Here is a 13,316-nt window from a genome sequence, read left to right on the forward strand (position 1 = left end):
ATCGGAGAAGGTACTTGGCTAACAGCCCGAGTCTTGCAAAACCCGGTCGAAGCACGGCGAAATTCGGCGATCTGCGTCGGCGAGCGATGTTCCTGCTCCTGGCGCTGATCGTCTATCGCATCGGCGCGCACATCCCCGTGCCGGGCATCGATCCGGATCAACTGGCGAAGCTGTTCCAGAGCCAGGCGGGCGGCATCCTGGGCATGTTCAACATGTTCTCGGGTGGCGCGCTTTCCCGCTTCACGATCTTTGCGCTGGGGATCATGCCGTACATCTCGGCGTCGATCATCATGCAGTTGCTGGCGATCGTCTCGCCGCAACTCGAGGCGCTGAAGAAGGAAGGGCAGGCAGGGCAACGGAAGATCACGCAGTACACGCGGTATTTCACCGTGGTGCTCGCGACCTTCCAGGCGTTCGGTATCGCGGCTGCGCTGGAAAACCAGCCGGGCCTCGTGATCGACCCCGGCATGCTGTTCCGGCTGACGACGGTCGTGACGCTGGTTACCGGTACGATGTTCCTGATGTGGCTGGGTGAGCAGATCACCGAGCGTGGTCTGGGCAACGGCATCTCGATCATCATCTTCGGCGGGATCGCAGCAGGGTTCCCGAATGCCGTCGGTGGGCTGTTCGAGCTGGTGCGTACGGGTTCGATGAGCATCATTTCGGCGATCATCATCGTCGTTCTGATTGCCGCGGTGACTTACCTGGTCGTGTTCATCGAACGCGGTCAGCGCAAGATCCTCGTGAACTACGCGAAGCGCCAGGTCGGTAACAAGATCTACGGTGGACAGTCGTCGCACTTGCCGCTGAAGCTGAACATGTCGGGCGTGATTCCGCCGATCTTCGCATCGTCGATCATCCTGTTCCCGGCCACGATTCTCGGCTGGTTCAGCACGGGTCAGCCGTCGGGAAGCTGGATCTCCAACACGTTGCATAACGTCGCGGAGGCGCTGAAGCCGGGCCAGCCGGTCTATGTGCTGCTGTACACGCTGGCGATCGTGTTTTTCTGCTTCTTCTACACCGCGCTGGTGTTCAACAGCAGGGAAACCGCGGACAACCTGAAGAAGAGCGGCGCGTTTGTTCCGGGCATTCGTCCGGGCGACCAGACCGCGCGATATATCGACCGCATCCTCACGCGTCTGACGCTGGCCGGTGCGATCTACATCGTCTTCGTGTGTCTGCTGCCGGAATTCCTGGTGCTGCGCTGGAACGTGCCGTTTTATTTTGGTGGAACGTCGCTGCTGATCATTGTCGTCGTCACGATGGACTTCATGGCGCAGGTGCAGTCGTACGTTATGTCGCAACAGTATGAGTCACTGCTCAAGAAGGCAAACTTCAAGGGCGGCAACATCCCAATGCGTTAAATAGGACTATGGCCAAAGACGATGTAATCCAGATGCAGGGTGAGGTGATCGAAAACCTCCCGAATGCGACCTTCCGTGTGAAGCTGGAAAACGGCCATGTCGTGTTGGGGCATATCTCCGGGAAGATGCGGATGCACTACATCCGCATCCTGCCGGGCGACAAGGTGACGGTTGAATTGACGCCTTACGATCTGTCTCGTGCGCGGATCGTGTTCCGGGCGAAGTGATTTGAAAAAAGGGTATTATCATGAAAGTGATGGCATCGGTTAAGCGCATTTGCCGCAATTGCAAGATCATCAAGCGCAAAGGCGTCGTTCGCGTGATCTGCAGCTCGGATCCGCGCCACAAGCAGCGCCAAGGCTGACCGCGCGTTTGTTTGCGCTTTTTGTTTGAGGAAAAACAATGGCTCGTATCGCAGGGGTTAACATCCCGAATCACCAGCATACCGAGATCGGCCTGACGGCAATCTTCGGTATCGGCCGCACGCGCTCGCGCAGCATCTGCGTGGCGTCTGGCGTGGAATTCTCGAAGAAGGTCAAGGACCTGACCGACGCAGACCTCGAAAAGCTGCGTGAAGAAGTGGGCAAGTTCATCGTTGAAGGCGATCTGCGCCGTGAAGTGACGATGAACATCAAGCGCCTGATGGACCTCGGTTGCTACCGTGGCGTTCGTCATCGCAAGGGCCTGCCGATGCGCGGTCAGCGTACGCGTACGAACGCACGTACCCGCAAGGGTCCGCGTCGTGCAGCGCAAGCGCTGAAGAAGTAAGCGGAACTGACAGTTACAGGAAAACGTAATGGCTAAGGCTTCGAACACCGCGGCGCAACGCGTTCGCAAGAAGGTTAAGAAGAACGTCGCTGAAGGCGTGGTTCACGTTCACGCGTCGTTCAACAACACGATCATCACGATCACCGATCGCCAGGGCAATGCACTGGCATGGGCGACGTCGGGCGGCCAGGGCTTCAAGGGCTCGCGCAAGTCGACGCCGTTCGCTGCTCAGGTTGCTGCTGAGTCGGCCGGTCGCGTGGCGATGGAATACGGCGTGAAGAATCTGGAAGTGCGGATCAAGGGCCCGGGCCCGGGTCGTGAGTCGGCAGTGCGTGCACTGCATGGCCTCGGCATCAAGATCACCGCGATTTCGGACGTCACCCCGATTCCGCACAACGGCTGCCGTCCGCCGAAGCGCCGTCGTATCTAAGAATGCTGCTGGCACGTTCGTGCTGGCGCATTTGCCTGTCGCCGCGTAGCGTCGACGGGCGTTGCTTTTTTGATTGACTAAGCCCACCGTTCGCCCCAAAGGGCGCGAACTAGCGCGGATTCCGGTCCGCGTGACTGATTGATAAAGGAATGCAAAGTGGCACGTTATATCGGCCCTAAGGCCAAGCTGTCCCGCCGTGAAGGCACCGACCTGTTCCTGAAGAGCGCGCGCCGCTCGCTCGCCGACAAGTGCAAGCTCGACAGCAAGCCGGGTCAGCACGGCCGTACCTCGGGCGCACGTACGTCCGACTATGGTACGCAGCTGCGCGAAAAGCAGAAGGTCAAGCGTATTTACGGCGTCCTGGAGCGTCAGTTCCGCCGCTACTTCGCTGAAGCCGACCGCCGCAAGGGCAACACGGGTGAAAACCTGCTGCAACTGCTCGAGTCGCGTCTCGACAACGTCGTGTATCGCATGGGCTTCGGCTCGACCCGCGCTGAAGCGCGTCAGCTGGTGAGCCACAAGTCGATCACGGTGAACGGCGTCGTCGCGAACGTGCCGTCGCAGCAAGTGAAGTCGGGTGACGTCGTCGCGATCCGCGAAAAGGCGAAGAAGCAGGCGCGTATCGTCGAAGCGCTGTCGCTGGCCGAGCAAGGCGGCATGCCGAGCTGGGTTGCAGTCGATGCGAAGAAGTTCGAAGGCACGTTCAAGCAAATGCCGGAACGCGCTGAAATCGCAGGCGACATCAACGAAAGCCTGATCGTCGAATTGTATTCGCGTTAATCCGATTGACGGCCGAGGTACCCCGATTGCGTTATGCAAGGAGGGGCCTCGGCTGTTTATTTTCTGGTTGTTACCGGTCAGCCTTATCGGTGTAACGAGCCGAGGGTATTGAAAAGGAAAGCCCATGCAAACCAGTTTGCTGAAACCCAAGATCATCGCCGTGGAATCGCTGGGCGAGAACCACGCGAGGGTGGTCATGGAACCGTTCGAACGCGGTTACGGCCACACCTTGGGCAATGCGCTTCGCCGCGTGCTGCTGTCGTCGATGGTTGGCTACGCGCCGACCGAAGTCACGATCGCTGGCGTGGTGCACGAGTATTCGACGCTTGATGGCGTGCAAGAGGACGTCGTCAACCTGCTGCTGAACCTGAAGGGTGTGGTGTTCAAGCTGCACAACCGTGACGAAGTGACGGTGACCCTGCGCAAGGAAGGCGAAGGCGTCGTCACGGCCGGCGATATCGAGCTGGCGCACGATTGCGAAGTCATCAACCCGAATCACGTGATCGCACACCTGTCGAAGGGCGGCAAGCTCGACGTTCAGATCAAGATCGAAAAGGGTCGCGGCTATGTGCCCGGCAACGTCCGTCGCTACGGCGAAGACACGGCCAAGATCATCGGCCGCATCGTCCTCGACGCATCGTTCTCGCCGGTTCGCCGCGTGAGCTACGCCGTTGAAAGCGCACGTGTCGAGCAGCGTACCGACCTCGACAAGCTCGTGATGAACATCGAGACGAGCGGCGTGATCACCCCGGAAGAGGCGATCCGTCAATCGGCCCGCATCCTGGTCGACCAGCTGTCCGTGTTCGCGGCACTGGAAGGCACGGAAACGGCTGCCGAGGCACCGTCGCGCGCACCGCAGATCGATCCGATCCTGCTGCGTCCGGTGGACGATCTCGAGCTGACGGTTCGTTCGGCGAACTGCCTGAAGGCCGAGAACATCTACTACATCGGCGACCTGATCCAGCGCACGGAAAACGAGCTGCTGAAGACGCCGAACCTCGGTCGCAAGTCGCTCAACGAGATCAAGGAAGTGCTCGCTTCGCGCGGTCTCACGCTGGGCATGAAGCTCGAAAACTGGCCGCCGGCTGGTCTCGACAAGTAAGCCCGGTTGTAGCCTGGGTATCGCTGTAGTTGGCAAAGATGCGGATTTTCCTTTAAAATCCGCATCTTGCTTTTTTCTCTACCGGCCCGTGCACCCCAGCGGTGCGATAGAAGAGCTGGATCAAAACTTTGAATCAAGGAAACTGAAATGCGCCATCGTCATGGTCTGCGGAAACTGAACCGCACGAGCAGCCACCGTCTGGCTATGCTCCGTAACATGTCCAACTCGCTGATCGAGCACGAAGTCATCAAGACGACGCTGCCGAAGGCGAAGGAACTCCGTAAAGTCGTCGAGCCGCTGATCACGCTCGGCAAGAAGCCGTCGCTGGCAAACCGTCGCCTGGCGTTCAACCGCCTGCGCGATCGTGACTCGGTGGCGAAGCTGTTCGACGTGCTCGGTCCGCGTTTCGCGAACCGTCCGGGCGGCTACCTGCGCGTGCTGAAGTTCGGCTTCCGCGTCGGCGACAACGCACCGATGGCACTGGTCGAGCTGCTCGATCGTCCGGAAGTCGACGAAACGGAAAACGTGCAAGAAGCCGAGTAAGCTTCCGGTACGCAGCAGTATCCGAAAGGGCCGAGCAATTGCTTGGCCCTTTTTGTTTTTTGGCGGCGCCCCGGCTGCGATCGATTGTCGCAGCGCGGTGCCGGCAGCGTCGCGCGGGCTGCGCTACGATATGACGTTGTCGGCGCGGGCCCTCGATGGGCGATTCGTGGCGGCGGAAGCCGGTAAAGGCCAGTCAGGAGGGCGCGTATGGTGGTGGTATTGATGCTGACGACGGTGCCGGATGCGGCGACGGCCGCGGCGCTCGCCGACGGCGCGCTCGACGCGCGGCTTGCCGCGTGCGTGTCGGAGCTCGGTGCGATCAAGTCGCGCTATCACTGGCAGGGCAAGGTCGAGACGGCCGACGAGATCCAGTTGCTGTTCAAGACGAGCCCCGGACGCTCGCTCGAACTGGAGCGATTTATTCTCGCGCATCATCCGTACGAGACGCCGGAAATCGTCTCGTGGCAGGCGACGGCCACGGCCGCGTACGGCCAGTGGGTGACCAGCGAAACTCAACGTCTATTTCATGTTTAACGGTATGGCGCTTTCCGTGCGCGTGCGCGCGCTGCGGTTCCTCGCAGTCCTGATGTCGTTCATGTTCGTGCTGGGCGGCCTGTCGGTCGCGCGCGCGGCCGACGATTTTCTCGATCCGTCGGTCGCGTTCAAGTTCAGCGCGAGCGAATCGCCGGGGCAGGTGGACGTCCGTTTCAAGGTTGCCAACGGCTATTACCTGTACCGCGAGCGGTTCGCGTTCGCGGTGAAGGGCGGGCAGGCGACGCTCGGCGATCCGCAATTCCCGGCCGGCCACGTGAAGTTCGACCAGACGTTCCAGAAGGAAGTCGAGACCTATCGCGACGAGGTCGTGATTCACGTGCCGGTCAAGCAGGCGGCGGGGCCGTTCCAGCTCGCGGTGACGTCGCAAGGATGCGCCGACGAAGGAATCTGCTATCCGCCTGCGGAGCACGTCGTGAAGGTCGACGGCGCAGCGCTGGGCGCGGCCGCACCGGTCGATCGCACGGCGGCTTCGGGCAGCTGGTTCGACACGGTCACGAGCGCGGATTTCGCGCAGTCGCTGCTCGAGGGGCACGGCTTCTTCACGATCGTCGCACTGTATTTCGTCGCCGGCGTCGTGCTGAGTCTCCTGCCCTGCTCGTATCCGATGATTCCGATCGTGTCCGCGATCATCATCGGCCAGGGCACGCGCGCGACGCATGCACGCGGCTTCGCGCTGTCGCTGACGTACGTGGTCGGCATGGCGCTCGTCTATACGGTGCTGGGCATCGCGGCGGCGCTGGTCGGCCAGAGCTTGGGCGCGTGGCTGCAGAACCCGTGGGTGCTCGGCGCATTCGGCGTGCTGCTCACCGCATTCGCCGTATCGCTGATTTCCGGCAAGGACATCGCGCTGCCCGAGCGCTGGCAGAACGGCGCGGCCGAAGCCTCGAGCGCGCGCCGGGGCGGCCACTTCGTCGCGGTCGCCGCGATGGGGGCGTTGTCGGCGCTGGTCGTCGGCGCATGCATGACGGCGCCGCTGTTTGCGGTGCTCGCGTTCATCGCGCACACCGGCAATGCGCTGCTCGGCGGCGCCGCGCTGTTCGCAATGGGGCTGGGGCTCGGCGTGCCGCTGCTCGTCGTCGGCATCGGAGCCGGTACAGTGCTGCCGCGCGCGGGCGCATGGATGGACGGCGTGAAGGTGTTCTTCGGCATCGTGCTGCTTGCCGCCGCGCTGTGGATCGTGTGGCCGGTGCTCGCGGGGGCTCTGAAGATGGTGCTCGCCGCATTGTGGCTGCTCGTCGCGGCCGCGGCGCTCGGCTTGTTTACGCCGCATGCCGGCGCCGCATCGATCTGGCGCCGTCTCGGTCGCGGCCTCGGTGCCGCGCTCGCGATCTGGGCTGCAACGCTGCTCGTCGGTCTTGCGGCGGGCTCCAACGACCCCGTGAAGCCGCTGGCCGTGCTCGCGGCGCGCACGGTTGCGTCGGGCGATGCGTCGGCGGCCGGTGCGGCGGCCGGAGGGCAGGGTCCCGCGTTCGCGTCGGTGCGCTCCAGTCGCGAACTCGACGCGCTGCTGAAGACGTCGGGCCAGCCCGTGATGCTCGACTTCTACGCCGACTGGTGCGTGAGCTGCAAGGAGATGGAGCATCTGACGTTCACCGATTCGCGCGTGCAGGCGCGGCTCGCGCAGCTTCACCTGGTGCGTGCCGACGTCACCGCGAACAATCCGGACGACCAGGCGCTGCTCAAGCGCTTCAACCTGTTCGGGCCGCCGGGCATCATCTTCTTCGATCGCAACGGCAACGAGATCGGCCGCGTGGTCGGTTATCAGGCGGCCGAGACGTTCCTGCGCAGCCTCGATCGCGCGGCGGTGCCGACGGTGTAACGCGCGCTCGTCGGCGCACGGGCGGCCTGCTGCGCCGGCCGGACGGTGCAAAAAAACGGCGGGACACCGAAGTGTCCCGCCGTTTTTCCTTGTGCCGGCCGGCGCGCGGCTCAGCGCTGCGCTTTCAGCAGACGCGCGGCATCGAGCGCGAAGTACGTGAGCACGCCGTCGGCGCCTGCGCGCTTGAATGCGAGCAGCGATTCGAGCACGACCTTGTCGTGATCGAGCCAGCCGTTCATCGCGGCGGCCTTCAGCATCGCGTATTCGCCGCTCACCTGGTACACATAGGTCGGGAAGCGGAACTCGTCCTTCACGCGGCGCACGATGTCGAGATACGGCATGCCGGGCTTGACCATCACCATGTCGGCGCCTTCGTCGATGTCGAGGCGCACTTCGCGCAGCGCTTCGTCGCTGTTCGCCGGATCCATCTGGTAGGTCATCTTGTTGCCCTTGCCCAGATTGGACGCCGAGCCGACCGCATCGCGGAACGGGCCGTAGAACGCCGACGCGAATTTGGCCGAATAGGCCATGATGCGCGTATGGATGTGACCGTCGCTTTCCAGCATCTCGCGGACTGCGCCGATACGGCCGTCCATCATGTCCGACGGCGCGACGATGTCGACGCCGGCTTCGGCCTGCGCACGCGCCTGGTCGACCAGGATCTCGATCGTGTCGTCGTTGATCACGTAGCCGTTCTCGTCGAGCACGCCGTCCTGGCCGTGGCTCGTGTACGGGTCGAGCGCGACGTCGGTCAGCACGCCGAGTTCGGGGAAGCGCTTCTTCAGCTCGCGCACCGCGCGCGGGATCAGGCCTTCCGGATTGGCCGCTTCGCGGCCGTCAGGCGTCTTCAGCGACGGCTCGATGGCCGGGAACAGCGACAGCACGGGCACGCCGAGTTCGACGCACTCCTCGGCGACCTGCATCAGCAGATCGACCGACACGCGCTCGACGCCGGGCATCGACGGGACGCTCTGGCGTTCGTTGGTGCCCTCGACGACGAACACCGGGTAGATCAGGTCGTCGGTGGTCAGGCGGTTTTCGCGCATCAGGCGCCGGGAGAAGTCGTCGCGGCGCATCCGGCGCGGACGGTGAAGCGGATGGAAGCTCATGGCGATTTGGCAGAAATCAGGGCAAGAAGAACCTTACGGAACCCTTAGGTCATTTTCGAGACCGTTGGTATATGATAGCGATCGAGCGGCACGCGTCGCGTGCAGCTCCCCGCTTCTCCTCCCTGAGCGGGTGCCTGTCGTTATTCGATTAGGCTGTTTGGCCCGCCGTTCAACGGCGGGTTTTTTTATGAGCCGGCCGAATCCGCAGGCACCGTCAGGCGCGCGCGACCGAACCCGGCCGCGCGTTGTCCGCTCATTTTGCTACAGGCGCGCTATTTTCGTCGGCGACCGACGGCCGCAGCCAGCTCTCGATCAGCTCGTGCGCGTCGTCGAGGCCCGTGCGCTTCAGCGCCGAGAACAGCTGGACGGTCAGCTTGCCCTTCACGCCCTGGTCGCGATACGCGTCGAGCCCCTTTTGCGTGTTCCGCAGCGCGTTGATGCTCTCTTGGCGCGTCAATTTGTCGCACTTCGTCAGCAGCGTGTGGATCGGCTTGCCGGTCGGCGCGAACCACTCGATCATCCGGCGATCGAGGTCGGTCAACGGGCGGCGCGAATCCATCATCAGGATCAGGCCGCACAGCTGCGAACGCGTCGCGAGGTAGGACGACAGCAGCATTTCCCAGTGGGCCTTCGCGGCCCCCGGCACTTCCGCGTAGCCGTAGCCGGGCAGGTCGACGAGGTTCGCGACGGGCTCGGCGGCCGGGCCGACGGAGAAGTAGTTGATGTGCTGGGTGCGGCCGGGCGTCTTCGACGCGAAGGCGAGCCGCTTCTGGTTGCACAGCACGTTGATCGCCGTCGATTTGCCGGCATTCGAGCGGCCCGCGAACGCGATTTCCGGTTGTACCGTCGGCGGCAGGTCGCGCAGATGGTTGACGGTCGTGTAGAAGCGGGCTTGGTGGAGCAAAAAGGCCATGGGGAAACCGGTGGGACGGGGCGGCGCGAGCCGCTTGGTGGAGGCGGGGTAGCCCCGATAGGCGCGGGAGCTTTCAGCGCGATATTGTACAATACGGCGGTTTTGCCGAAGGGCTGCGGGCGCCTGCCTCGCGCTTTTATGCAGCTTCTGCGGTAGACTGGTCGACGTCGTTTTTTGCAGAACCTCAAATTCCCACAAGACGAAACAGGGTGTGCGAATGAATCGACTGTGCAAGTCTCTGATGGTGCTTCAGGTTGCAGCAGGGTTCGTAGGTTTCGTAGCGGAGGCAAATGCGGCGGATGCGGCAAAGCTGGATCTGGACCGCGGCAAGGCGATTGCCGGGCAAGTTTGCGCGTCGTGTCACGGCGCCGACGGCAACAGCGCGTCGGGCAGTTTCCCGAAGCTGGCCGGCCAGCATCCCGACTATCTGGTCAAGCAGTTGAACGACTTCAAGGCCCAGCCGGGCGCGAAGGGGCCGGCGCGGACCAATCCGGTGATGGTCGGGTTCGCGAGCGCGTTGAGCGCGGACGACATGCGCAACGTCGCTGCGTATTACGGATCGCAGACGACGAAGCTCGGCACCGCACGCGACGCGGCGACCGTGCCGATCGGCCAGAAGATCTATCGCGGCGGCATCGCGGAAAAGGGTGTACCCGCCTGCGCGAGCTGCCACGGGCCGACGGGGCAGGGGATTCCGGTCCAGTACCCGCGTCTGTCGGGGCAATGGGCCGATTACACGGTTGCCCAGTTGACCGCGTTCCAGCAGGGTGTCGGCGCGCGCAACAACAACGAGGCGATGCATCAGATCGCAGCGCGTCTGTCGGACAACGAGATCAAGGCCGTCGCGGATTACATCGCGGGCCTGCGTTGAACGGACGGCCGCGAATGGAATGACCGGGCGCCCGAAGGGCGGCCGGAGTCAGAACAAGAAAAAGGGTGGGGCGCCGCGTGATTGCGGTTGCCTCGCCCTTTTTTGTCAGCACTCGCCGGGTCGTCCCAAGCGTGCTGACCGCCCCCTTGGGGGGCAACGAACATAGTGAGCGTAGGGGCTGTTTCCCCTTAGTCGGAGTTTGAATGAGCGTTACCACGTCGGGGTTGCAGTCGAAGTCGGGTCAAAGTGCGTCCAGGCGCGCGATCGAGCTGCTGAGCTCGATGCGCTTCGCGATCGCGCTGCTGGTAGTGCTGTCGATCGCGAGCATCGTCGGCACGGTCCTGACGCAGGACGACCCGTATCCGAACTACGTGAACCAGTTCGGGCCGTTCTGGGCGGACATCTTCCGCTCGCTGGGCCTGTACAACGTGTACAGCGCGTGGTGGTTCATGCTGATCCTGATCTTCCTCGTCGTGTCGATCTCGCTGTGCGTGATCCGCAATGCGCCGAAGATGCTGGCCGATGCGAAGAGCTGGAAGGACAAGGTCCGCGAAGGCAGCCTGCGCGCGTTCCACCACAAGGCCGAATACTCGGCGTCCGGCACGCGCGCGACCGTCGCGGCCACGCTCGCCACGTTCGTCACCAAGGCCGGCTACAAGCACGTCGTGCGTGAAACCGACGGCGCGACGCTGATCTCCGCGAAGCGCGGCGCGCTGACGAAGTGGGGCTACATCTCCGCGCACCTTGCGATCGTCGTGATCTGTATCGGCGGCCTGCTGGACAGCAACCTGCCGATCAAATTCCAGATGTGGATGTTCGGCAAGAGCCCGGTCAACACGAGCGCGACGATCAGCGAAATCTCGCCCGACCACCGGCTGTCCGTGTCGAACCCGACGTTCCGCGGCTACGCGTGGGTGCCGGAAGGCCAGTTCGTGTCGACCGCGATCCTGAACCAGCCGAGCGGCTCGCTGATCCAGGACCTGCCGTTCTCGATCCAGCTCAACAAGTTCATCGTCGACTACTACACGACGGGGATGCCGAAGCTGTTCGCGAGCGACATCGTCGTGATCGATCGCGAGACGGGCCAGAAGATCCCGGCGCGCGTCGAGGTCAACAAGCCGTTCACGTACAAGGGCGTGTCGATCTACCAGTCGAGCTTCCAGGACGGCGGCTCGCAGATGGAGATGACGGCCTACCCGATGACGGGCGGCAACGCGAAGACCTTCGCGGTGAAGGGCACGATCGGCAGCACGGCGCCGTTGCAGATGCCGGGCAGCGACGGCGACACGATCGAGTTCTCCGACTTCCGCGCGATCAACGTCGAGAACATGGCTGACGCGAACGGCAAGCCGGACGTGCGCGGCGTCGCGAAGACGGCGTCGCTGAAGGAAGCGTTCGACGAGCGGCTCGGTTCGGGCGCGAAGACGTCGAAGCCGGTGCAGCTCCACAACATCGGCCCGTCGGTGCAGTACAAGATTCGCGGCAAGGACGGCCAGGCGCGCGAATTCAACAACTACATGCTGCCCGTCGACATGGGCGGCACGCGCGTGTTCCTCGCCGGCGTGCGCGCGAGCCCGAACGATCCGTTCCGCTACATGCGGATTCCGGCCGACAGCCAGGATTCGATCGGCGAATGGATGCGCCTGCGCGCCGCGCTCGAGGATCCGGCCGTGCGTGCCGACGCCGCCGCGCGCTTCGCGCAGCGTTCGCTGCCGACGACCGAAGCGTCGCTGCGCGGTCGCCTGCAGGATAGCGCGTTCAAGGTGCTGACCCTTTTTGCGGCGAGCGACGACAGCGTCGGCCGCGGCGCCGACGGCCAGCCGGTGGGCGGCTTCCAGGCGGTGGCGACCTTCATCGATCGTTCGGTGCCGAAAGCCGAGCAGGAGAAGGCGGCCAGCCTGCTGCTGCGCATGCTCGAGGGTTCGATGTGGGAGGTCTGGCAGATCGCGCGCGAGCGCGCCGGCGAGCCGGCCGCCCAACAGGGCGCCGACACGATCCGCTTCGTGCAGAACGCGATCAATGCGCTATCGGACAGCTTCTTGTATGGATCGCCGGTCTATTTGCAGCTTGACTCCTTCAAGCAGGTGCAAGCTTCGGTATTTCAGTTGACGCGCGCACCCGGCAAGAATCTGGTGTATCTTGGCAGCCTGCTGCTGGTCGCCGGCATCTTCTCGATGTTCTACGTGCGCGAGCGGCGCCTCTGGTTCTGGCTCAAGGATGCCGGTTCGGGCGTCGATGTGGTGATGGCGATGTCCACGGCCCGCAAGACCTTCGATTTCGAGAAAGAATTCGTGCAGACGCGCGACGCGGCCGGCGCCGTCTTGCGCGCCGCACCGCGCGACGCCGCGCCCGCCGGTGCGGCAGCGACTGCCCGTCCGCCTGCCGGCGGCGATTCCGAGAATTCCACCCGGTAACATCATGGATCTCACGCAAGTTTCCTCTTCCCGTTCGGGGCCGGTCCAGGCCTCGAATCCGGCGCCGTTGTTCGACGACCGTCCGTTCCTCGCGCGCCTGTCGGTCATCGACTGGCTGTTCGCCCTCGCACTCGTGGTCGGCGCGGGCTATGCGTTCGTGCATTACAACGAACACATGAATTACTACGACAAGGCGGTGATGATCGGCACCGTGCCGGCGCTTGTCGTGCTCGGCTGGCGCTGGAAGCCGGCGCGGCTGATGATGGCGTCGATCGCCGTGCTGTCGCTGCTGTCGATCCAGATCTACCAGGGCGATCTCGCGCGCGCCGATGCGGCGTTCTTCCTCAAGTACTTCCTGTCGAGCCAGTCCGCGATCCTGTGGATGAGCGCGCTGTTCGTGCTCGCGACGATCTTCTACTGGATCGGTCTGCTCGCGCGCTCGGAAACGGGTGCGGCGATCGGCCAGAAGCTCACTTGGGTTGCCGTGCTGATGGGCTTCACGGGGCTGATGGTGCGCTGGTACGAGTCCTACCTGATCGGTGTGGACGTTGGCCACATCCCCGTGTCGAACCTCTATGAAGTGTTCGTGCTGTTCAGCCTGATCACCGCGCTGCTCTACCTGTATTACGAAGGCCACTACGGCACGCG

14 protein-coding genes and 1 pseudogene are annotated in these 13,316 nt (G+C 63.4%); 13 read left to right on the top strand and 2 right to left on the bottom strand.

All coding sequences use genetic code 11. The annotated features are described in order from the left end of the window. Positions 1 to 14: 14 nt before the first annotated feature. The 10 genes from secY to dsbD all read left to right on the top strand — a co-directional run bounded on the left by secY (position 15) and on the right by dsbD (position 7,361). Entirely contained in the window at positions 15 to 1,364 is a 1,350-nt protein-coding gene (secY, locus tag U4Y91_RS35420) for a preprotein translocase subunit SecY (RefSeq protein WP_006400642.1), read from the top strand. Between the two features lie 8 nt (positions 1,365 to 1,372). After that, positions 1,373 to 1,591, top strand: coding sequence for a translation initiation factor IF-1 (gene infA / locus U4Y91_RS35425; RefSeq protein WP_004521905.1), 219 nt, complete (start codon positions 1,373 to 1,375; stop codon positions 1,589 to 1,591). Between the two features lie 20 nt (positions 1,592 to 1,611). Beyond that, positions 1,612 to 1,728, top strand: coding sequence for a 50S ribosomal protein L36 (rpmJ, locus tag U4Y91_RS35430; RefSeq protein ID WP_004199844.1), 117 nt, complete (start codon positions 1,612 to 1,614; stop codon positions 1,726 to 1,728). A 38-nt stretch (positions 1,729 to 1,766) separates the two neighbouring features. After that, positions 1,767 to 2,132, top strand: a complete 366-nt coding sequence (rpsM, locus tag U4Y91_RS35435; RefSeq protein WP_014898353.1) for a 30S ribosomal protein S13 — start codon at positions 1,767 to 1,769, stop codon at positions 2,130 to 2,132. A gap of 28 nt (positions 2,133 to 2,160) precedes the next feature. Then, positions 2,161 to 2,562, top strand: coding sequence for a 30S ribosomal protein S11 (gene rpsK, locus U4Y91_RS35440; RefSeq protein ID WP_004197937.1), 402 nt, complete (start codon positions 2,161 to 2,163; stop codon positions 2,560 to 2,562). A 156-nt stretch (positions 2,563 to 2,718) separates the two neighbouring features. Beyond that, positions 2,719 to 3,342, top strand: coding sequence for a 30S ribosomal protein S4 (rpsD, locus tag U4Y91_RS35445; RefSeq protein WP_011350679.1), 624 nt, complete (start codon positions 2,719 to 2,721; stop codon positions 3,340 to 3,342). 124 nt (positions 3,343 to 3,466) lie between these two features. Next, positions 3,467 to 4,444: a DNA-directed RNA polymerase subunit alpha gene (locus tag U4Y91_RS35450; protein WP_006477176.1), complete on the top strand. Its 978-nt coding sequence runs from the start codon at positions 3,467 to 3,469 to the stop codon at positions 4,442 to 4,444. A gap of 147 nt (positions 4,445 to 4,591) precedes the next feature. Then, the gene (rplQ, locus tag U4Y91_RS35455; protein WP_006477175.1) at positions 4,592 to 4,987 is read left to right on the top strand and encodes a 50S ribosomal protein L17; all 396 of its coding nucleotides are present in this window, start codon (positions 4,592 to 4,594) and stop codon (positions 4,985 to 4,987) included. A 207-nt stretch (positions 4,988 to 5,194) separates the two neighbouring features. Continuing rightward, positions 5,195 to 5,521: a divalent-cation tolerance protein CutA gene (gene cutA, locus U4Y91_RS35460; protein ID WP_257775651.1), complete on the top strand. Its 327-nt coding sequence runs from the start codon at positions 5,195 to 5,197 to the stop codon at positions 5,519 to 5,521. Next, positions 5,514 to 7,361 carry a protein-disulfide reductase DsbD gene (gene dsbD, locus U4Y91_RS35465; RefSeq protein ID WP_321808952.1) on the top strand — a complete coding sequence of 616 codons (1,848 nt, stop codon included), beginning with the start codon at positions 5,514 to 5,516 and terminating at the stop codon, positions 7,359 to 7,361. Before cutA ends, dsbD begins: the two co-directional genes overlap by 8 nt. Before the next feature lie 110 nt (positions 7,362 to 7,471). Here the strand turns inward: dsbD and hemB are convergent, their stop codons facing one another. Continuing rightward, positions 7,472 to 8,470 carry a porphobilinogen synthase gene (gene hemB / locus U4Y91_RS35470; protein WP_321808953.1) on the bottom strand — a complete coding sequence of 333 codons (999 nt, stop codon included), beginning with the start codon at positions 8,468 to 8,470 and terminating at the stop codon, positions 7,472 to 7,474. 253 nt (positions 8,471 to 8,723) lie between these two features. After that, on the bottom strand, positions 8,724 to 9,383 hold the full coding sequence (yihA, locus tag U4Y91_RS35475) for a ribosome biogenesis GTP-binding protein YihA/YsxC (RefSeq protein WP_321808954.1): 660 nt from the start codon (positions 9,381 to 9,383) through the stop codon (positions 8,724 to 8,726). A 217-nt stretch (positions 9,384 to 9,600) separates the two neighbouring features. Here yihA and U4Y91_RS35480 point away from each other — a divergent pair, with 217 nt between their 5' ends. The 3 genes and pseudogenes from U4Y91_RS35480 to U4Y91_RS35490 all read left to right on the top strand — a co-directional run. After that, a complete protein-coding gene (locus U4Y91_RS35480; RefSeq protein ID WP_321808956.1) occupies positions 9,601 to 10,254 on the top strand; it encodes a c-type cytochrome in 654 nt (217 codons plus the stop codon). 203 nt (positions 10,255 to 10,457) lie between these two features. Next, positions 10,458 to 12,668: a cytochrome c biogenesis protein ResB gene (locus U4Y91_RS35485; RefSeq protein ID WP_321808955.1), complete on the top strand. Its 2,211-nt coding sequence runs from the start codon at positions 10,458 to 10,460 to the stop codon at positions 12,666 to 12,668. A 4-nt stretch (positions 12,669 to 12,672) separates the two neighbouring features. Continuing rightward, positions 12,673 to 13,316, top strand: a pseudogene (locus U4Y91_RS35490) (c-type cytochrome biogenesis protein CcsB); the annotation flags it as partial.

Source organism: Burkholderia sp. BCC1993 (assembly GCF_905339865.1).
Taxonomy (GTDB): Bacteria; Pseudomonadota; Gammaproteobacteria; order Burkholderiales; family Burkholderiaceae; genus Burkholderia.

What these genes read in the sequence shown, in the direction of transcription:
- infA (WP_004521905.1), top strand. Translation starts at nt 1,373, where the DNA reads ATGGCCAAAGACGATGTAATCCAGATGCAGGGTGAGGTGATCGAAAAC.
- rpmJ (WP_004199844.1), top strand. Translation starts at nt 1,612, where the DNA reads ATGAAAGTGATGGCATCGGTTAAGCGCATTTGCCGCAATTGCAAGATC.
- rpsM (WP_014898353.1), top strand. Translation starts at nt 1,767, where the DNA reads ATGGCTCGTATCGCAGGGGTTAACATCCCGAATCACCAGCATACCGAG.
- rpsK (WP_004197937.1), top strand. Translation starts at nt 2,161, where the DNA reads ATGGCTAAGGCTTCGAACACCGCGGCGCAACGCGTTCGCAAGAAGGTT.
- U4Y91_RS35450 (WP_006477176.1), top strand. Translation starts at nt 3,467, where the DNA reads ATGCAAACCAGTTTGCTGAAACCCAAGATCATCGCCGTGGAATCGCTG.
- rplQ (WP_006477175.1), top strand. Translation starts at nt 4,592, where the DNA reads ATGCGCCATCGTCATGGTCTGCGGAAACTGAACCGCACGAGCAGCCAC.
- cutA (WP_257775651.1), top strand. Translation starts at nt 5,195, where the DNA reads ATGGTGGTGGTATTGATGCTGACGACGGTGCCGGATGCGGCGACGGCC.
- dsbD (WP_321808952.1), top strand. Translation starts at nt 5,514, where the DNA reads ATGTTTAACGGTATGGCGCTTTCCGTGCGCGTGCGCGCGCTGCGGTTC.
- hemB (WP_321808953.1), bottom strand. Translation starts at nt 8,470, where the DNA reads ATGAGCTTCCATCCGCTTCACCGTCCGCGCCGGATGCGCCGCGACGAC.
- yihA (WP_321808954.1), bottom strand. Translation starts at nt 9,383, where the DNA reads ATGGCCTTTTTGCTCCACCAAGCCCGCTTCTACACGACCGTCAACCAT.
- U4Y91_RS35480 (WP_321808956.1), top strand. Translation starts at nt 9,601, where the DNA reads ATGAATCGACTGTGCAAGTCTCTGATGGTGCTTCAGGTTGCAGCAGGG.
- U4Y91_RS35485 (WP_321808955.1), top strand. Translation starts at nt 10,458, where the DNA reads ATGAGCGTTACCACGTCGGGGTTGCAGTCGAAGTCGGGTCAAAGTGCG.